Below are 20,157 nucleotides of genomic sequence, written 5' to 3' on the forward strand. Positions count from 1 at the left end.
ACTACGGGAATGATTCGCCTTGACTTTTGGTTTTCTAAAACTATAAAATGTGGTAGAATTAAAGCTATGACTAAAGATTTTCATCATATAACTGTCCTTTTACAGGAAACTGTTGACATGCTCCAGATCAAGCCAGATGGTATCTACGTTGATGCAACGCTAGGTGGAGCAGGTCATTCGGCTTATTTGTTGTCCCAATTGAACGAAAAAGGACACCTATTTTGTTTTGATCAAGATCAAAAAGCCATTGATCACGCCAAAGTGCGCTTAGCTGAGTTTGTGGCTAAAGGTCAAGTAACCTTTATTAAAGCTAACTTTCGAGACTTAAAAGCCCAATTATTAGAACGTGGTGTGACCACCATTGATGGAATTCTTTATGATTTAGGGGTTTCTAGTCCTCAGCTGGATGAGCGAGCCCGCGGCTTTTCCTATAAACAAGATGCGCCGCTTGATATGCGGATGGACCGTGAGGCTCCCTTAACGGCCTATCAGGTTGTCAATACTTATAGCTATCAGGAGCTGGTTCGCCTGTTTTTCCGTTATGGCGAAGATAAATTTTCCAAGTCCATTGCGCGTAACATTGAGCAAGCAAGAAGCAAAAAACCAATCGAAACCACGACTGAATTGGCAGAATTAATTAAGTCTGCCAAACCAGCAAAAGAATTAAAGAAGAAGGGGCATCCAGCCAAGCAGATCTTTCAAGCCATTCGTATTGAAGTCAATGATGAATTAGGAGCAGCGCAGGACTCTATTCAGCAGGCTATGGATCTCTTAGCTGTCAATGGGCGCATTGCGGTGATTACTTTTCATTCCCTAGAGGATCGCTTAACCAAGCAATTGTTTAAAGAAAGAAGTCATGTAGATGTCCCTAAGGGACTGCCTTTTATCCCCGATGACTTAAAACCAACATTCCAAGTGGTAACGCGCAAGCCCATCTTACCCGGCGCTGAAGAATTAGCAGCTAATAACCGTGCACACTCTGCTAAATTGCGTGTTGCACAGAAAGTACGAAATTAACGACTATGATAAATGAAAAAAAGACCCAAGCGGTTTCAACTGTTTTACAAAAGCGGATAAAAACTTTCTCTCGGATTGAGAAGGCTTTTTATGCAGCTATTATTATCACTTCCATTACCATGGCAGTAAGTATTATTTATCTGCAAAGCCGTAGGCTGCAAATGCAACAAGACATTACAGCTCTCAATAGTCAAATTAGTGATAAAAAAACAGAACTCAACAACGCCAAGCAAGAGGTTAATGAATTGACACGGCGGGATCGAATTGTGGATATTGCCAGCAAGGCAGGATTGAGTAATCAAACTAATAACATTAAAAAGGTAGAGTAATCGATGAGAAAATTGCAAGGTTATTTCCTAGATTACGTCGTTCGTGATCGCAAATCACCCGTCAAAAATCGGATTCATGTGGGACAAAATTTGATGATTTTAACCATTTTTATCTTTTTTGTCTTCATTATTAATTTTGTCATCATTATTGGGACGGACCGAAAATTTGGCGTTAATTTGTCCAAGGGCGCGCGCAATGTCTACCAAGAAACCGTTAATGTCCAAGCCAAACGTGGGACTATTTATGATCGTAACGGTGTAGCCATTGCTGTAGACTCTACAACCTATAGCATCTATGCCATTTTAAATAAATCCTTTGTTTCAGCGACAGGTGAAAAATTATATGTTCAACCGTCGCAATACCAAGAGGTTGCGCAGATTTTAAATAGCCAATTAGGTATCAAAAAGCAATTGGTCTTAAAGCAGCTCAAGCAAAAGGGCTTGTTTCAGGTTTCTTTTGGCACGTCTGGCTCTAATATTTCCTATAGCAAGATGACTAAGATCCGAACGGAAATGGAAAAAGCTAGTATCAAAGGCGTGGCCTTCACCCCAAGTCCTGGTCGTATGTATCCTAATGGCACCTTTGCTTCAGAATTTATCGGCCTAGCCTCTTTACATGAAAATAAAGATGGCTCAAAAAGTTTAGTGGGAAAAACAGGTCTAGAATCTTCCCTTAACAAACTCTTGGCTGGTCGAGATGGCATTATTACCTACGAAAAAGATAAAAAAGGAAATACGCTCCTTGGGACGGGCAAGACTGTTCAAAAACCAATTGATGGCAAGGATATTTATACGACCATTTCTGAACCCATTCAGACCTTTTTGGAAACCAAGATGGATGTATTTCAGAATAAATCCAAAGGGGTCTTGGCTAGCGCCACCCTGGTTAATGCTAAGACAGGCGAAATTTTAGCCACCTCCCAGCGGCCCAGCTATAATGCCGACACCCTAGAAGGTCTTAACAATAAGAACTACAACTGGAAAAGCGCACTTTACCAAACCAACTTTGAGCCAGGTTCCACCATGAAGGTTATGACCTTAGCTTCTGCTATTGATAAGGGTGTCTTTAAACCAAATGAAGTGTTCTCTAATGCTAACGGGATTACGATTGCCGATGCAACTATTCAGGACTGGGCTATCAACGAAGGAGTCTCGACTGGGCAGTATATGACCTATGCCCAAGGATTTGCCTATTCTAGTAACGTTGGCTTAACCAAATTGGAACAAAAAATGGGAGATAAAGTTTGGTTGGATTACCTGACTAAATTCCGCTTTGGCTTTCCAACTCGTTTTGGAACAGGAGATGAAGAAGCCGGTATTTTTCCGTCAAACAATGTAGTGACCAGAGCGATGAGTGCCTTTGGTCAGGGGATTGGTGTGACACAGATCCAGATGTTGCGAGCTTTTTCAGCCATCTCTAACAATGGTGTCATGCTAGAGCCACAATTTATCAGTCAAATCTATGACCCTAATACCGCCTCTTACCGCACAGCGGCAAAAGAAGTTGTGGGCAAGCCAGTATCGAAAAAAGCAGCCAGTGAAACCAGAGACTATATGGTAACTGTTGGAACTGATCCTGTATACGGAACCCTATATGCGCCAGGTTCTGGACCAATCATCAAGGTTGGTAATCTACCTATCGCGGTAAAATCAGGAACGGCCCAAATTGCAGCTGACGATGGGAGTGGTTATTTAGAGGGTGGCCAGACCAATTATATCTTTTCAGTTGTTGCCATGGTGCCTTCAACCAATCCAGATTTTATCATGTATGTGACAATGCAACAACCACAGCACTGGAGTGGGATGTTCTGGCAAGATGTGGTGAATCCTGTCTTAGAAGAAGCCTATTTGATGCAAGACACCCTCAAACGCCCAGTGGCTGATAAGGGCCAAAAAGAAACAAGCTACCAGGCTCCAAAGCTCAAAGGCAGTAAGCCTGGCAATCTATCAGATGAATTGCGAAGAAACTTAGTTCAACCAATTGTCCTAGGTACAGGGACCAAAGTTAAGAAAGCCTCAGTTACCAAAGGAACACCTCTGGCAGCAAACCAGCAGATCCTCTTATTGACGAATGATTTTGATACCTTGCCAGATATGTATGGCTGGACGAAAAAAAATGTCGAGACCTTTGCTAAGTGGCTGGATATTGAGATAGAATATAAAGGCTCTGAATCTGGTACAGTGACCAACCAATCGGTAACTGTGGGTACGTCACTGAAAAAACTCAAAAAAATAAAAATAACTCTAGGAGATTAACATGTTTTTAACCATCGTTGCCGCAATGGTTTCCCTGCTTGTGACTGCTGTTACCATGCCATTTTTTATACGTTACTATCAGTTGAAAAAAATCGGTGGCCAACAAATGCATGAAGATGTTAAACAACATTTAGCAAAAGCAGGAACACCAACCATGGGTGGCACGGTTTTTCTGGCCGTCGCAATTACGACTGCCTTTGTGCTTGGCTTATTGCATTTTACTCAGTGGCATGAAATTCGCTTAATAACCGGAATGCTCTCTGTAGTACTTATTTATGGAATTATCGGTTTTTTAGATGATTTCCTAAAGATTTTTAGGCAAGTGAATGAAGGCTTAACGCCTGGCCAAAAGATGACTCTGCAGCTTATTGGTGGCTTGATATTTTATCTCATTCATGTCTTGCCAAGTGGGACTAATGCCGTGAATGTTTTTGGTTACCAGATACCCTTGGGTTTTTTCTATGTTTTCTTTGTGCTTTTTTGGGTAGTTGGGTTTTCCAATGCGGTCAATTTAACCGATGGCATTGATGGACTAGCTTCCATCTCCGTTGTGATTAGCCTACTTGCCTATGGCGTTATCGCCTATGTGCAACAACAGTTTGATGTTTTGCTGATTATTGGGGCAATGATTGGTGGTTTAATAGGCTTTTTCTTCTATAATCACAAACCAGCCAAGGTCTTCATGGGTGATGTGGGGAGCTTAGCACTGGGTGCTTTGCTGGCTGCAATTTCCATCACTCTCCACCAAGAGTGGACCTTGTTAGTGATTGGATTTGTCTATGTTTTGGAGACGCTTTCAGTAATGATGCAAGTTTCCTATTTCAAATATACCAAAAAGAAATTTGGTGAGGGAAGACGTATCTTTCGAATGACACCTTTTCATCATCACTTAGAGCTTGGCGGTTTAAGCGGCAAGGCTAGTCGCTGGTCGGAATGGCAAGTGGATGCCTTCTTATGGACACTTGGTCTAGCAGCAAGTGCCCTAGTTCTAGCTATTTTATATTTATGATGGTTAAAGCAGTGGTTAGCCACTGCTTTTTGCCTGGTTCACCCTTTGTGGTATAATAGGAAAAGAGGTACCTATGTCATTTAAAGATTATCATTTTAAACACTATATTCAGGAGGCTTTAGCAGCCATCCATTTTGTGGAACCGACCCCTGTGCAACAGCGCTTGATTCCTTTTATTAAGGCTAATCGAGATATTGTCGGAGAATCCAAGACAGGTTCTGGGAAGACACATACTTTCTTGTTGCCCTTGTTTGAGAAACTAGATGAAGCCAGCCCAGATGTCCAAGCCGTCATTACCGCCCCTAGTCGGGAGCTAGCTACGCAAATTTATGAAGCTGCTAGGCAAATTGCAGCCTATGCGCCGACTGAAATACGTCTGGCTAACTATGTAGGTGGGACCGACAAGCAGCGGCAAATTGAAAAACTCAAACACGCCCAGCCCCATGTGGTTATTGGCACACCAGGACGTATTCACGATTTGGTTAAATCTGGTGATCTGGCGATTTATAAAGCGAAGACTTTTGTCGTTGATGAAGCAGATATGACTCTCGACATGGGCTTTTTGGAGACAGTGGATAAAATTGCGGCAGCCTTGCCCAAATCGGTTCAGATCTTGGTCTTCTCCGCAACAATCCCTCAAAAACTACAGCCTTTCTTGAAAAAGTACTTATCCAATCCTTTGATTGAGCAGATTAAAACGCAGACGGTTATTGCCGATACCATTGATAACTGGCTAATTTCTACTAAGGGTCGTGATAAGAATAGTCAAATATTACAGCTCCTAAAGACAATGCAGCCCTATTTGGCCATGCTGTTTGTCAATACAAAAGAGCGTGCTGATGAGTTGTATGCTTATCTCATCAGTAATGGCTTAAAGGTTGCTAAGCTCCATGGTGGTATTCCACCGCGCGAGCGCAAACGCATCATGAACCAAGTCAAAAAACTCGACTTTGAATACATTGTCGCCACAGATTTGGCGGCGCGTGGGATTGATATTGAAGGCGTCAGTCATGTGATTAATGACGCCGTTCCCACAGACCTCTCTTTCTTTGTTCACCGCGTCGGGCGAACAGGTCGCAATGGCTTGACTGGCACCGCTATTACTTTTTATCAACCAAGTGATGATGCTGATATTAGAGAACTCGAAAAAATGGGCATTACCTTTGTTCCAAAGGTTTTAAAAAACGGAGAAGTCCAAGACACCTATGATCGGGAACGCCGCCAAACTCGCGAAAAATCCTATCAAAAATTAGATACAGAGATGCTTGGCTTAGTTAAAAAGAAAAAGAAAAAAGTCAAACCAGGCTATAAGAAGAAAATTCAGTGGAAAGTTGATGAAAAGCGTAAGCGTGAGCGCCGTGCTAATGAACGAGCCAAGGGACGCGCTGAGCGTAAAGCAAAAAAACAAAGCTTTTAAGGGCAGGTGGACCCGGTTAGCAAGCTAGTCAGCTAGTTAATAAATTAACCAGTCGGTTAACAAGTGCACTGCTAGTCAGCCAGTCAATTAATAAGCTAACAAATGAATGCCTTGTCTGGCTGATCGCTAGCAGCATAAAAAGTCAGGTGAGGCCTCGTCTGCTTGAGAGCTCTACGCAATCCTTGTGCTCACAAGCGTATGTCCGTGTAACTGTAGTAGCTGGCCAATGACTGACAACTGAGTGCTAAGCATGCGAGTAGATGAACAGCGTCTACTCCCTAAACCCTGCTGCGGTGGTGGCCTTACCCACTCCAGGTGATAATGAGCTAGAAATGATAAGGCCACAAATGACTCACGAGCGAAAAAACACATCACTAGGAGAACAATCTTAGTGATGTTTTTTGATGTTTTTAGTTTCTCTATTGAGTGTGCTTCTGTCAGCAAGCAATTACTAGTTTTTTAATGACGTCACAGTAAAATCAAGCCCCAAAAGAGTGACAATCAGCCTATAACAGACCATAACGTTCTTAAAGTGCAAAAGCAGCCTTGTTATCCCAGGTTTAGTAGACAAAAAAGCGGCTGTAGCATGCGCTTTAAGAGCAAGGCTAGCCGACAATTCCTGAGGCAGCCCGCTGACGCTTGGCGACTTTAGCCGGCAACTCCTGCCAAGACAAGTCGGTAATTTCCGGGGAGTTTCAGCCGGCAATTACTCAGTGTTTTTGTGCTTGTCTTCTTCTTTTTTATAGACTTTGCTTATCACGATGATAGAAAATCACTATTGGGCGAATTACTTTACTTTTGTTATAATGACTGTTAAGCTAAAAAGGAGTTTAACTTAGCATCAGCAAGGAGCTAAGCCCTATTGCAAGCCTTTTAGGCTTTGCAAATACAAATACAATGGCCAACAAATGGCCATGCCTTATTCTAAGCATATTCGAAAAGGAAAGGATAACTATGCCACTATTATTAACAGGTGCCCACTGGACCTGGTATAGCAAACTTATTGAATGGCTGCCGCATGGCAAGTTATTTAGCTGGCATGCTGTTTTTGATGCCATCCCAAGCATTGTTGAACGCTTGCCCTTGACAATTGGTCTGACCATTGCTGGGGCATTTGTTGGTTTGCTGCTGGGCCTCTTATTTGCAGTAGTCAAAATTAATCGCGTACCAGTCTTATATCCCATTCAGGCGGTCTTTGTCAGTTTTTTACGCGGCACTCCGATTTTAGTGCAACTGATGTTAACCTACTACGGGATTCCTTTATTTCTGAAGTATTTAAATCTTACCTATCAGCTCAACTGGAATATTAATGCTATTCCAGCGGCCATTTTTGCGATTACAGCCTTTGCTTTTAATGAAGCAGCTTATATGAGTGAAACCATTCGCGCAGCTATTTTAGCAGTCCAACAAGGCGAAATTGAGGCAGCGCGCAGCTTAGGGATGACCAATCGGCAGGTTTACCAGCGGGTAATCATTCCTAATGCCGCAGTCATTGCCACACCAACCTTGATTAATAGTTTAATTGGCTTGACAAAGGGAACCTCACTTGCTTTTAACGCTGGGATTGTGGAAATGTTTGCTCAGGCGCAAATTTTAGGTGGGGCAGACTACCGTTATTTTGAGCGTTATATCTCAGTAGCGATTGTTTACTGGATCATTAGTATTATCATTGAACAAGCAGGAGGAGCCATTGAACGCAAGATGGCCATTCCAGTGCCAAAAGAAGAGCCACAGACAAGAGCAGGGGGCGAATTGGTATGATAACGATTAACCATCTACAAAAACAATTTTCAGGGCATAAGGTCTTAGAAGATATTTCCCTAACCATTGAAAAAGGCGAAGTCATTGCATTGGTAGGCGCCTCTGGAGCAGGAAAATCGACCTTCTTGAGGAGTTTAAATTATCTGGAAGCGCCTGATAGTGGCCAGATCACCATTGGTCAAATGACCATTGATTTTGCAAAGATTAGCAAGCCAGAAATCTTGCAGTTGCGCAGAAAATTAGCAATGGTCTTTCAACAATTCAATTTATTTGAGCGGCGGACGGCTCTGGGAAATGTCAAAGAAGGCTTGCTGGTGGTTAAGAAAATGAGCGATCAAGAAGCCACTCAGATAGCCCGCAAAGAGCTTTCAAAAGTTGGTTTATCAGATCGGGCTAATTACTATCCCAAGCAGCTCTCTGGTGGTCAAAAGCAGCGTGTTGCTTTAGCGCGTGCGCTAGCTATGACCCCTGAGGTGTTGCTCTTAGACGAGCCCACCTCTGCCTTAGATCCTGAGCTGGTAAGTGAGGTTGAAAAGGCCATTCAATTAGCTGCTGAAGCAGGACAGACGATGATTTTGGTCAGCCATGACATGGCCTTTGTCGAGCAAGTAGCTGATCGCGTCCTTTTTTTGGACCAAGGACAGATTATTGAAGAAGGTAGCCCACAGCAATTAATGCGGCAGCCAAAAGAGCAAAGAACCAAAGAATTTTTTGCTAACTACACCAAATCCGCTCTTTAAGTGCTAACTTTTTGCTATAATAGAAGAAGTCTAGAATTTCCTAGACTTTTTCTTGTAAGAAAAGCAAGCTCGCAAGGGAGATTACTGAGAAGGTGAGATATGTTACAGCAAATTTTTAGTCTTTATATACAAGGGTTACTGATTGCAACGTTTTTAGTGGTAGCGATTTGTGCCCTGTGGACTTTTGTACGGGTGCGCACAAAAAAAGATAAAACAGCCCAAGAGCGTCAGGCCTTTTTATTAGACATGGTTTTGATTACTATATTAGTAATCCCCATTTTATCCTTTGCCATTATGAGTATTCTCCTAGTAGGAAAGGCATAAAAATTGCATAATCATTCAGGCGTTGTTACAATGAAAGCATGATATAAAAAAGGAGAATGATATGTATGATACGCTAATTGTAGGGTCAGGCCCTGCAGGGATGACAGCGGCTTTGTATGCGGCCCGTAGTAATCTTAAAGTAGCTATTGTGGAACAAGGTGCACCTGGTGGACAAATGAACAACACCTCTGAGATTGAAAATTATCCGGGTTATGACCAGATTACAGGACCAGAATTGTCAATGAAAATGTTTGAGCCTCTTGCGAAATTTCAGGTGGAGCATTTATATGGTATCGTTCAAACTGTTCGTGACCAAGGAAGCTACAAGGAAGTCGTCACAGAAGATAATATCTATCAAGCTAAGACCCTTATTATCGCCACTGGTTCTAAATATAAAGTGCTTGGTGCCAAAGGTGAAGAAGAATACACCAGCCGAGGGGTTTCTTACTGCGCGGTCTGTGATGGGGCCTTCTTTCGTAACCAAGATTTATTGGTTGTGGGTGGCGGAGATTCCGCAGTTGAAGAAGCAGTTTATTTGACACAGTTTGCTAAATCGGTAACAGTCGTGCACCGGCGTGATCAGCTTCGCGCGCAAGCTATTTTACAAGAACGAGCCTTTGCCAACGACAAGATTTCCTTTATCTGGGACTCGGTTGTTGATGACATTCAAGGGAATGCTACTAGGGTCACCAATGTCACGTTAAAAAACGTGAAAACTGGCCAAATCAGCAATCACCCATTTGGTGGAGTCTTTATTTATGTCGGCCTTTTACCTGTGACAGCCATGGTAGCGGATCTTGGCATCACTAATGAGGAAGGTTGGATTGAAACAGATGATCACATGAGGACCACTGTGCCAGGTATTTTTGCCGTTGGTGATGTTCGACAAAAGGACCTTCGACAAATTACCACGGCAGTTGGTGATGGGGCGATAGCTGGACAGGGAGTTTATCACTATTTGCAACAGCTAAATGACTAGTAACGTGATAAGGTTTGCATAATCCCTTGCCATCATTTGGCTCTCTTAGACTTTGAAAAAGCTAATACTTCGCTTAAGCTCTAAGAAAATAAGTGCTTACAGTGGTGAACAGTACTTATCCCAATTAAAAAATGTTAATAACTGCATGACAACTTTGCTTGACAAAGCTTGCTGTCATACAGTTTTTTTGATTGAGTTTTTGGGACTTTAACAGCTTATTATGGCTAGGGTGAGTGCTTTAACTAATGTTCTTGCTGCTGCTGTTTGCTGAGAGGTTTTGTAAGTTTAGACCTTACTTTCTTCATAATACGCTGCGCTTAGCTCCCTCTTGTTCACACCATACACTTCCAGCTAATTCCTTTTCCAAATAGCTGTTGTTCCTCAGCACTCTTGTCTTTTGAGGGAGAAACAACTATGGTATAACCAAGCTGAATTTAAAGAATAAGTCCTATCAGAACAACTAACTGCATTATAACGATATCAAGAAAAACCATCTAATTAGTAAAAGCTTACTGTCTTTTTGTCATCTGACTGCTCTGGTCTTGCGACCAAATGTTGAAAATATTCTGAAAAACGAGTATAATAATTATATTTTTAGCGAATGGAGTGTATGATGTCCAACAAACAGACACATGAAACAAATGAATCACAAAATGGAATGGTGCGTGGCTTAAAAAATCGCCATGTTCAGCTGATAGCTATCGCAGGAACCATCGGGACTGGCTTATTTCTTGGGGCAGGTCGCTCTATTGCCTTGACGGGACCATCTATTATTTTTGTCTATATTATTACAGGCTTCTTTATGTTTTTGATGATGCGCGCTATCGGTGAGATGCTCTACTATGATCCTGATCAGCATACCTTTATTAACTTTATCAGCAAATACCTAAGTCCAGGTTGGGGACATTTTTCACTCTTGTCCTACTGGTTATCCTTAGTTTTCATTGGTATGGCTGATATTACGGCAGTTGGCACCTATGTGCAATATTGGTTTCCGACTTGGCCTTCCTGGCTGATTCAAATTGTTTTCCTGATTATTTTGTCATCGGTCAACCTGATTGCGGTTAAATTTTTTGGAGAAACTGAATTTTGGTTTGCGATGATTAAAATTGTAGCCATTTTAGCACTGATTGCGACAGCTATTTTTATGATTTTAACAGGCTTTCAAACACCAACAGGCCATGCTAGCCTTGCTAATATCACACGCCATTTTTCATTTTTTCCAAATGGAAAATTAAAATTTTTGATGGGATTTCAGATGGTTTTCTTTGCCTACCAAGCAATCGAATTTGTAGGTATTACTACTGCTGAAACGGTTAATCCACGCAAGGTTTTGCCAAAAGCAATCAAGGATATACCGGTTCGCATTATTGTTTTTTATGTAGGATCTTTGATTTCTATTATGGCCATTGTCCCTTGGTATGATTTACCAGTAGATAAATCTCCTTTTGTGATGGTTTTTCAATTATTAGGGATAAAATGGGCAGCGGCTTTGATTAACTTTGTCGTGCTTACCTCATCGGCTTCTGCTTTAAATTCGGTCCTTTATTCTACCGGTCGCCATCTTTACCAGATTGCCTCAGAATATCCGGTTAGCTTGATGGATAGATTGAAATTCAATACCCTATCAAGACAAGGTGTGCCAAGTCGTGCAATTATTGGCTCAGGTTTTATTATTGGTATTTCTGCGCTGATCAGTGTCATTCCAGGTATCTCAGATGCCTTTAGTTTGATTGCAGCCTCCTCATCAGGAGTCTATATTGCCATTTATGTCCTTACCATGCTGGCGCACTGGAATTATCGAAAATCGGCTGATTTTTTGGCAGATGGCTTTCTCATGCCCTATTATCAGGTGCTCTCACCTATCACCATGGCCTTTTTCGCTCTGGTCTTTATTTCCTTGTTCCTACAACAATCAACCTACATTGGGGCTATCGGTGCAAGTATCTGGATAATCGTTTTTGGGATTTATTGTAATAAGAAATTTAAGCGCAAAGCAGTAGAACTGTAGAGGGTATTGGATTAAGCGATTAAGCCACTAGCAACAAAGGGCGGGCTTTTTGCAATGTAAAAATAAACCCGGTGATTGAAACACCTTATCTCATTTTTGGAGGTTAGTCCCGTTTGGGTAACCTCTTTTTTTATCCCAAGCCTAATCGTAGGGCCTAGCCAGCTCACTGAGTGGCCTAAATCCTAAGTTTATCAATTGTCAAGGTTGCTTGCGACGCTAGGGTCTTTAGCTGTGGTCTAAGACTAGTTTTTGCTTTAAGATAATTCCCTGGTCATTTAAGGAGTCGGTTAAGACAAGATCAGTAAACAAGGAAGTAATACTGTCTTAGTGCTAAGCGGTCAAGCTAATCATACTTTTATGTTATAATAAGAGCAATAATGAGAAGGAGTCCATACATGTACAACGATGATAGTCTCACACTTCATACTGATCTCTATCAACTTAATATGATGCAAGTTTATTTTGATCAGGGGATTCATGAAAAAAAAGCAGTCTTTGAGCTCTATTTTCGCAAAGAACCTTTTGATAATGGCTATGCTGTATTTGCAGGCTTACAGCGGATTGTTACCTATTTACAAAATCTGCGTTTTACAGAAAGTGATTTAGCCTACCTGCAGGATTTAGGTTATAAGGCTGATTTTTTAGCCTATCTACGGGAGTTCAAATTGGCCTTAACAGTTCGCTCAGCAAAAGAAGGTGATTTAGTTTTTGCCAATGAGCCTATCGTTCAAGTGGAAGGGCCACTTGGCCAGTGCCAACTGGTTGAAACAGCCTTACTTAATATCGTCAACTTCCAGACTCTGATTGCTACTAAAGCTGCGCGGATTCGCTCTGTGATTGACGATGAGCCTTTGCTGGAATTTGGGACACGCCGTGCCCAGGAGCTAGACGCCGCCATCTGGGGAACGCGAGCAGCAGTAATTGGTGGGGCAGATGCCACCAGTAATGTACGGGCAGGAAAACTTTTTGATATTCCTGTTTCTGGGACGCATGCGCATTCGCTAGTGCAAACTTATGGCAATGACTACCAAGCCTTTAAAGCTTATGCACATACGCATAAGGACTGTGTTTTTTTAGTTGATACCTATGACACCTTGCGCGTGGGTGTGCCTACAGCGATTAGGGTTGCTAAAGAACTAGGAGATAGCATTAACTTCCTTGGGGTTCGGCTGGATTCGGGCGACTTGGCTTATCTGTCAAAAAAAGTTCGCCAGCAGCTAGATGAAGCAGGCTTTCCTGAGGCGAAAATCTATGCTTCCAACGATCTTGATGAAATGACCATCCTTAACTTAAAAATGCAAAAAGCAAAAATTGATGTTTGGGGTGTGGGCACCAAGCTAATCACGGCATACAACCAGCCAGCCCTAGGAGCCGTTTATAAATTGGTATCCATTGAACAAGAAGATGGCAGCATGCGTGATACGATTAAGCTATCCAACAATGCAGAGAAAGTCTCTACACCAGGAAAAAAACAAGTATGGCGCATTACCAGCCGGCAAAAAGGCAAATCAGAAGGTGATTATATTACCTTTACCGACACAGATGTTACCCAACTAGATGAACTAGAGATGTTTCATCCCACCTACACCTATATTAATAAGACCATCCGTGATTTTGATGCGGTGCCACTCTTGGTAGATATTTTTGATCAGGGACAATTGGTCTATGACTTGCCTAGTTTGCAAGAAATCAAAACCTACGCTCGCCAAGAGTTTGATAAGCTTTGGGATGAATACAAACGCATCTTGAATCCTCAAGATTATCCCGTTGATTTGGCACTTGATGTCTGGCAAAATAAGATGACCCTAATTGATAAAATTCGCAAAGAAAATCTAAAGAATGGGGAGATCAAATGAGTTTACAAGAAGACATTATTCGGACACTAGGAGTCAAACCAGAGGTTGATCCTGTCCTTGAAATACGAAAAACACTGGACTTTTTAAAATCCTACCTTATCAAGCATCCTTTCCTTAAGACTTATGTGCTTGGAATATCTGGCGGCCAAGATTCAACCCTAGCAGGCAAACTAGCGCAAATGGCAATCGCAGAACTCCGTCAAGAAACTGGCGATGCATCTTACCAATTCATTGCCGTACGCCTCCCTTACGGAGTACAGGCTGATGAGGCTGATGCCCAAAGAGCCTTAGACTTCATTGCCCCAGATCAGACATTGGTCGTTAATATTAAACAAGCCGTGGATGCCCAGGTCGCAGCACTCAAGGCAGCTGGGCTTGTTATTTCTGATTTTAACAAGGGAAATGTCAAAGCCCGCCAACGTATGATTACACAATATGCCATAGCAGGTCAGACCAAGGGAGCTGTGATTGGTACCGACCATGCTGCTGAAAATGTCACTGGTTTCTTTACAAAATTCGGTGATGGGGCAGCAGACATCCTCCCGCTTTTTCGCCTTAATAAACGGCAGGGCAAAGCTTTACTTGCTAAGCTTGGTGCCCCTCGTGCCCTTTATGAAAAGGTTCCGATTGCAGACTTGGAGGAAGAGCGACCTGGCCTAGCTGATGAAGTAGCACTTGGAGTTTCCTATCAAGACATTGATGACTATCTAGAAGGGAAACAGGTAAGTGCTAAAGCCCAAGCAACCATTGAATCCTGGTGGCTAAAAGGTCAACATAAGCGTCATCTACCGATCACTTTATTTGATGATTTTTGGAAATAAGCAAAAAGACAGTTAGTCTCCTAAAACTAACTGTCTTTTCTTACTATTTCAGCTCATGTATCCCAATGAAAAAATGTCCTAAAAAAGAATTCAGCTCTAAAACTGAATTCTTTTTGGCTTAGTCGTTCTGCATTCTCACAGACAACTCTGAGATTGGCTGGCTTACTTAGTGACCGTTTTGGTTAGTGGTGCCATTTTGGCTAGTGTTAGTGTTTCCACCAGGCACTGGTGTATTTGAGCCATTTCCACTGTTTGTGCCATTGCTAGCATTGCTATCATCCTTTGAACTATTAGTGCTATCTTCGGCTTCTTTAGCATGGGTATTGCTACTGTTGCTAGCAGCAGTGGAAGAGTTATTATAAATATTATTATAGACACTACTTGAGTTGGTGTTATTAGTGGTATAGGTACCGCCATTGAGATAGAGGTAATTACCACTGCGATAAAGGCCACTAGGCATTATCCAATCTTCGCTATAGCCATCTGTTAGGTAAGACATCATGTTTCGATAAACCAGTGAGGCGATTTTTAAACCATTCCCATAAACTGGCATCAAGCGATTACGGTACCCTGTCCAAACAGCCATGGCATATTTGTTAGTATAGCCGACAAAGTTTTCATCAGGGGCCATAGTGCCAACATAATCAACATAAAGGCCAAAGTTATTACCGATTTTGGTCAGTTCATCATCGGTGTAGTTGGATGTCCCTGTCTTTCCGGCTTGAATAACACCTGGAATCTGAGCCTCAATACCTGTACCATAAGTTAGAACAGTTTTTAACATATCCGTCATCATGTAAGCAGTTGTTTCTTTCATGACCCGTTTTCCTTTGGTATCAAAGGATTTTGTCGTTCCGTCGTTAAATTCAATCTTGTTAACGTACTGCGGTTTGTAGTAGAGACCACCATTTGAGAAGGCGGCATAAGCTGCTGCCATCTTTTCGCTACTAGCGCCATATTTTTGATCACTGCTACTTGTATTACTAGAAATAGCATTTGAATAATGCAATTCTGGGTAGTTAATGCCTAAATCGCTAAGGAATGATTTGGCATAACCAAGTCCGGTCGCTTCGAGTGCTTTAACCGCTGGAACGTTACGCGAGAGCATGATCGCAGTTTGGATGGTCATTAGGCCATTGTACCTACGATCCCAGTTATAGAGCTGGATATTTGTATCCGGCCAGTAGTAGACAGAGTCATTGATGGATTGTGCCGTTGAGGTATAGACGCCTGATTCAATGGCTGGTGCGTAATCTGTGATTGGCTTCATGGTTGAGCCCCAGTCACGGTCTGTAAGGACAGCCTGGTTGGTACCAAAGGATACTTTGGTATCTTGATGACGTCCGCCTAATTGGGCGATAACATGACCATTTGTAACATCAATAATGGTTGAGGCCACCTGGAAGTCCTTATCTGGGTAGGCCACATAGTCATGAGAATTATAAATGTCAAAGAGCCGCTGTTGAGCATCTGGCTGAATATTCGTATAGACTTTTAAGCCAGATGTGAAAATATCTTTATTGGTTTGCAGGCGGACATCCTTGATCACTTCTTTTAAGTAATTATCAAGGTATTTAGGATAGCTAGCCGATGCTTTTAGCGGCTGCAGTCCATCCGTAACTGGAGTGTTGATGGCTTTGTCATATTGAGCCTTACTAATATCACCATCAGCAAACATTTGTTGTAAGACAACGTTGCGGCGATTAGTCGCTGATTCAGGTTGATTATAGGGATCGTACTGGGTTGGCGCCTGAGGAATGCCAGCAAGTAAGGCTAACTGCGCATAAGAAAGATCTTTTAAATCTTTTCCATAATAAGCCTTAGCGGCAGTCAGCATGCCGTAGTTGCCATTTCCCATGTAGACTTTATTGATATAAAAAGTCAGAATTTCTTCTTTGGTGTATCGGCGCTCCATCTGCAAGGCTAACCAAACTTCTTGGGCCTTACGCTTGAGTGTTTGGTCAGATTCTTTGGTGGAGAAATAGGCAAGCTTAATCAATTGCTGGTCAAGAGTTGAGCCCCCTTGTGTGCCTGAGCTAGTCAAGTTATGCCAGGCAGCTCCCATAATCCGATACAAATCGACACCACGGTGTTTAAAGAACCGTTTGTCTTCAATTGCTGTAATAGCGTTGACCAGATTGAGTGGAATGCTATCAGCAGTAACACTCTCGCGTTTTTCTGACCCCAAATCAGCAATTAATTTATTATTTGCATCATAAATTAAACTTGAATTGGTTGATTTAAGTGAGTTCTCAGATAGCTTTGGAGCTGTACTGATGTAAAATAGAAAGAGCAATGCTCCAAGGACAATACTAAGAATAATCAGGCTAACCAGCCCAGCCAAGACATATTTAAGGATTTTGAGAGTTTTTGGATTATTAATTGTCATCACCGCCTAATAAATTTTGTTCAATAATTTCTAGATAAGGGACCTGAGGAAAGGCTCCTATTGTTATCTTAAAGCCGTGCTTTTTGATATAATCAAGTGGCAGGGACTTATTTCCCTGCTCGATTTGATAATAATCAATCAGGGCTCGTGCGGGCAAATAGTAGGTTTCCTTTAATGTGGAAAAATGTAACAGAACAAAACAAATACCTGCTTGTTGTAAAACAGCCTCCATATGTTCAATTTGATGCAAATGAAAATTTTTCAGCGGCATAGCTGTTTTTTGACGAGTTTCTTTTGCTTCAAAATCAATGTAGTGCCCCTGGTAGACGCCACAATAGTCAGTTGTTGAAGCCTGTCTAAAGTAAGCTTCAACAATTTTAGCCTTGCTTCTTTTGGGGTAGTCTACCTTAACGATTTGAATCGGAGTAGGTTTTTTATGGATGACGGCGATGTTACGCGATAAATAATAGGCATTTGTCGCATTAATCGCTGCCTCAAAGGACATCCCACGATTGGCAAAATCAACTTTGGCTTTGGGCAGTTGGTTTTGTACTGTTTTTTCTCTTTTACGAACAATATGATGTGGATAATTAACCATTATTCTCCTGTCATGTTTCACTTAATGAGAAATTTAGCACATTTTATTATATCATATTTTTTGAAAGGACAACACCTATTGACTGCAATTCTGATTAAAGGTTATCGTAGCTTTGAACTCGGTATTTTTAAAGATAAGGACCCGCGTATAACCATCATAAAAAAGGCCATTAGAAGCGATCTGCTGCGCTTTATTGATGAAGGGGCAGACTGGTTTATCTTTACAGGTGATTTAGGTTTTGAATACTGGGTTTTAGAAGAGGTTACTAGTCTCCAATCTGATTATTCGATAAATACAGCTACACTGTTTGCTTTTGAAAACCAGGGAGCTAATTGGAAAGAAAGCAATCAGGAAAAATTAACCCTTTTTAAGCAAGCCGATTTTGTCAAATATAGTTTTCCTGCCTATACAAATCCATCGCAACTTCAGCAACACCAGCGTTTTTTGCTTGATAATACGGATGGAGCCTATCTCTTTTATGATCCAGAAAATGAAACCAATCTAAAATATCTCATCAAGGATATACAGGACAAAACTAGCTATACTACCCACTTTTTAACCTTTGATCGCCTAAATGAAATAGCAGAAGAATAGTCAGCGTTTTTTAAGCAAGCGGTCTGTTTTAGGCTTGCTTTTTAGTATCTTTTTCTGTATCATAATAGTGATATTGAAAAAATTAGAATGACTAGTTGGAGAGTATAGAATGGCACGTATTATTTACAGTCCTAAGGACATTTTTGAACAAGAGTTTAAGACCAGCATGCGCGGTTTTGACAAGAAAGAAGTCGATGAGTTCTTAGATAACGTTATCAAGGACTATGAAGCTTATATTGCAGAAAACGAAGCCTTAAAAGCTGAGATTGAACGCTTGAAAAAGGTAACACCACCCGAACGCCAAACCTCGGCTATGGAGACCAATATGGCGCCACAGCCAACACGTATCACTCAATCAGCGACTAACTTTGATATTCTCAAGCGGATTAGCCGCTTAGAAAAAGAGGTCTTTGGCAAACAAATCGCTGATAAATAATTCATCACAAAGGAAATGCAATTTTTGGATAATCGCATGGTATTGTCATACTATGAGGAAAGTCCATGCTAGCACTGGCTGTGATGCCGGTAGTGTTTGTGCTAGGCGAACAAATAAGCCTAGGAATATTCGTTTAAGAATATTACGGCGGGAGAACTGGCTAAGTTTTAGGATATGCCATAGTATCTCTGAAAGTGCCACAGTGACGGAGTTTTTATGGAAACGTAAAAAATGGAACGCGGTAAACCCCTCAAGCTAGCAACCCAAACTTTGGTCGGGGCATGGGATACTTGGAAACGAACAAGGTATCCTGACTGTTTATTTAAACAGTAGACAGATGATTATCGAAGGAAATGAGACCTAGTCATTTCTGGAACAAAACATGGCTTATAGAAAATTGCATATTAGGTTGTTAAGCTAGCTCTGGCTAGCTTTATTTAATGAGAAAGTAATCACATGAAAGAAACATTTAAACTTGTTGCCACTGTTGCTGCCGGACTTGAATCAGTCGTGGCCAAAGAGGTCCGTGCTTTAGGGTATGACTGCCAGGTTGATAACGGTAAAGTCTATTTTACAGGGGATGTCAGAGCTATCATCACCACTAATTTATGGTTGCGCGCAGCTGATCGGATTAAAATTATCGTAGGAACTTTTCCAGCAAAAACCTTCGAAGATCTTTTCCAAGGCGTCTTCAAGCTAGACTGGGAGGCCTACCTCCCTTTGGGCGCAGCCTTTCCCATCACCAAGGCCAAATGTGTCAAATCAAGGCTCCATAATGAACCAAGTGTGCAGGCCATCACTAAAAAGGCCGTGGCCAGAAAGCTTCAGCAGGTTTATCATCGCCCTGAAGGCGTCCCCCTTCAAGAGTCGGGTGCAGCCTTTAATATTGAAGTTTCGCTTGTGAAGGACAAAGCTACTTTGATGATTGATACCAGCGGTTCTAGCTTGTTTAAGCGTGGTTATCGTGTGGCTAAGGGCGGAGCGCCTATTAAGGAAAATATGGCGGCGGCTATTTTAGCTTTGACCAATTGGTTCCCGGATAAGCCGCTGGTTGACCCGACTTGTGGTTCGGGCACCTTTTGTATTGAAGCCGCTTTGATTGGCATGAATATTGCCCCAGGCTTTAATCGTTCCTTTGCCTTTGAAGCCTGGCCTTGGGTAGATCAAAGCCTGATCCAAGCCGTTCGTGATGCTGCTGAAATGGAAGCCAACTATGATATTGAGCTGGATATTTCGGGCTTTGATAGTGATGGCCGCATGATTGCCATTGCCGAGCAAAATGCCGCTGAAGCTGGCCTGACCGGTGTGATTACCTTTAAGCAAATGCGACTACAAGATTTTCGCACGACAAAGCAAAATGGCGTGATTGTTGCCAATCCTCCTTATGGAGAACGGTTGCTTGATGACAAAGCTGTTGACATCTTGTATAATGAAATGGGTGCAACATTTGCTCCGCTAAAAACTTGGAGTCAATTTATTTTGACCAGTGACGAACAGTTTGAACGTCACTTTGGGCGAGTCGCCGATAAAAAACGCAAATTATACAACGGCACCCTAAAAGTTGATTTATACCACTTTTACGGTCAGCGTATAAAGCGTCAGCAATGATTGAGAGGTAAT

At 41.9% G+C, this 20,157-nt stretch carries 17 protein-coding genes and 1 other RNA gene; 16 read left to right on the forward strand and 2 right to left on the reverse strand.

The features are described 5' to 3' along the window. The first annotated feature begins 66 nt into the window (after nucleotides 1-66). The 12 genes from rsmH to nadE all read left to right on the forward strand — a co-directional run bounded on the left by rsmH (nucleotide 67) and on the right by nadE (nucleotide 14,520). Nucleotides 67-1,017 (forward strand): 16S rRNA (cytosine(1402)-N(4))-methyltransferase RsmH, encoded by a 951-nt coding sequence (rsmH, locus tag K5J94_RS04325; protein ID WP_221913641.1) that lies wholly within the window; start codon nucleotides 67-69, stop codon nucleotides 1,015-1,017. Between the two features lie 5 nt (nucleotides 1,018-1,022). Then, the gene (gene ftsL / locus K5J94_RS04330; protein ID WP_159542853.1) at nucleotides 1,023-1,346 is read left to right on the forward strand and encodes a cell division protein FtsL; all 324 of its coding nucleotides are present in this window, start codon (nucleotides 1,023-1,025) and stop codon (nucleotides 1,344-1,346) included. A 3-nt stretch (nucleotides 1,347-1,349) separates the two neighbouring features. Continuing rightward, nucleotides 1,350-3,602 (forward strand): penicillin-binding protein PBP2X, encoded by a 2,253-nt coding sequence (pbp2x, locus tag K5J94_RS04335; protein WP_159542850.1) that lies wholly within the window; start codon nucleotides 1,350-1,352, stop codon nucleotides 3,600-3,602. A 1-nt stretch (nucleotide 3,603) separates the two neighbouring features. Then, nucleotides 3,604-4,611 (forward strand): phospho-N-acetylmuramoyl-pentapeptide-transferase, encoded by a 1,008-nt coding sequence (gene mraY, locus K5J94_RS04340; protein WP_159542848.1) that lies wholly within the window; start codon nucleotides 3,604-3,606, stop codon nucleotides 4,609-4,611. A 73-nt stretch (nucleotides 4,612-4,684) separates the two neighbouring features. Next, nucleotides 4,685-6,028: a DEAD/DEAH box helicase gene (locus K5J94_RS04345; protein WP_159564130.1), complete on the forward strand. Its 1,344-nt coding sequence runs from the start codon at nucleotides 4,685-4,687 to the stop codon at nucleotides 6,026-6,028. A gap of 954 nt (nucleotides 6,029-6,982) precedes the next feature. After that, nucleotides 6,983-7,789 (forward strand): amino acid ABC transporter permease, encoded by an 807-nt coding sequence (locus K5J94_RS04350; RefSeq protein ID WP_159547770.1) that lies wholly within the window; start codon nucleotides 6,983-6,985, stop codon nucleotides 7,787-7,789. After that, on the forward strand, nucleotides 7,786-8,529 hold the full coding sequence (locus tag K5J94_RS04355) for an amino acid ABC transporter ATP-binding protein (protein ID WP_159542842.1): 744 nt from the start codon (nucleotides 7,786-7,788) through the stop codon (nucleotides 8,527-8,529). The genes K5J94_RS04350 and K5J94_RS04355 overlap by 4 nt, the downstream gene beginning before the upstream one ends. Nucleotides 8,530-8,628: 99 nt before the next feature. After that, a complete protein-coding gene (locus tag K5J94_RS04360; protein WP_159547771.1) occupies nucleotides 8,629-8,853 on the forward strand; it encodes a DUF4059 family protein in 225 nt (74 codons plus the stop codon). A 61-nt stretch (nucleotides 8,854-8,914) separates the two neighbouring features. After that, nucleotides 8,915-9,832, forward strand: coding sequence for a thioredoxin-disulfide reductase (gene trxB, locus K5J94_RS04365; protein ID WP_159542838.1), 918 nt, complete (start codon nucleotides 8,915-8,917; stop codon nucleotides 9,830-9,832). Nucleotides 9,833-10,445: 613 nt separating this feature from the next. After that, nucleotides 10,446-11,843 carry an amino acid permease gene (locus tag K5J94_RS04370; protein ID WP_221913771.1) on the forward strand — a complete coding sequence of 466 codons (1,398 nt, stop codon included), beginning with the start codon at nucleotides 10,446-10,448 and terminating at the stop codon, nucleotides 11,841-11,843. Between the two features lie 395 nt (nucleotides 11,844-12,238). Further along, the gene (locus K5J94_RS04375) at nucleotides 12,239-13,699 is read left to right on the forward strand and encodes a nicotinate phosphoribosyltransferase (protein ID WP_159547851.1); all 1,461 of its coding nucleotides are present in this window, start codon (nucleotides 12,239-12,241) and stop codon (nucleotides 13,697-13,699) included. Next, on the forward strand, nucleotides 13,696-14,520 hold the full coding sequence (gene nadE / locus K5J94_RS04380; protein ID WP_159582944.1) for an ammonia-dependent NAD(+) synthetase: 825 nt from the start codon (nucleotides 13,696-13,698) through the stop codon (nucleotides 14,518-14,520). Before K5J94_RS04375 ends, nadE begins: the two co-directional genes overlap by 4 nt. Before the next feature lie 166 nt (nucleotides 14,521-14,686). Here nadE and pbp1a read toward each other — a convergent pair whose 3' ends face one another. Both pbp1a and recU read right to left on the reverse strand, forming a co-directional pair. After that, nucleotides 14,687-16,912: a penicillin-binding protein PBP1A gene (pbp1a, locus tag K5J94_RS04385; RefSeq protein ID WP_159564134.1), complete on the reverse strand. Its 2,226-nt coding sequence runs from the start codon at nucleotides 16,910-16,912 to the stop codon at nucleotides 14,687-14,689. Further along, entirely contained in the window at nucleotides 16,899-17,507 is a 609-nt protein-coding gene (gene recU / locus K5J94_RS04390) for a Holliday junction resolvase RecU (protein WP_159542831.1), read from the reverse strand. Before recU ends, pbp1a begins: the two co-directional genes overlap by 14 nt. Nucleotides 17,508-17,585: 78 nt before the next feature. Here recU and K5J94_RS04395 point away from each other — a divergent pair, with 78 nt between their 5' ends. The 4 genes from K5J94_RS04395 to K5J94_RS04410 all read left to right on the forward strand — a co-directional run bounded on the left by K5J94_RS04395 (nucleotide 17,586) and on the right by K5J94_RS04410 (nucleotide 20,145). Continuing rightward, complete coding sequence (locus tag K5J94_RS04395) at nucleotides 17,586-18,101, forward strand: DUF1273 domain-containing protein (RefSeq protein WP_159564136.1); 516 nt, start codon at nucleotides 17,586-17,588, stop codon at nucleotides 18,099-18,101. A 109-nt stretch (nucleotides 18,102-18,210) separates the two neighbouring features. Continuing rightward, a complete protein-coding gene (gene gpsB / locus K5J94_RS04400; RefSeq protein WP_159542825.1) occupies nucleotides 18,211-18,537 on the forward strand; it encodes a cell division regulator GpsB in 327 nt (108 codons plus the stop codon). Nucleotides 18,538-18,557: 20 nt separating this feature from the next. Beyond that, nucleotides 18,558-18,932, forward strand: an RNA gene (rnpB, locus tag K5J94_RS04405) — RNase P RNA component class B. Nucleotides 18,933-18,993: 61 nt separating this feature from the next. Then, a complete protein-coding gene (locus tag K5J94_RS04410) occupies nucleotides 18,994-20,145 on the forward strand; it encodes a THUMP domain-containing class I SAM-dependent RNA methyltransferase (protein ID WP_159564643.1) in 1,152 nt (383 codons plus the stop codon). The last annotated feature ends 12 nt before the right edge of the window (nucleotides 20,146-20,157 follow it).

This window comes from Streptococcus halichoeri (genome assembly GCF_019774635.1).
Classification (GTDB): domain Bacteria; phylum Bacillota; class Bacilli; order Lactobacillales; family Streptococcaceae; genus Streptococcus; species Streptococcus halichoeri.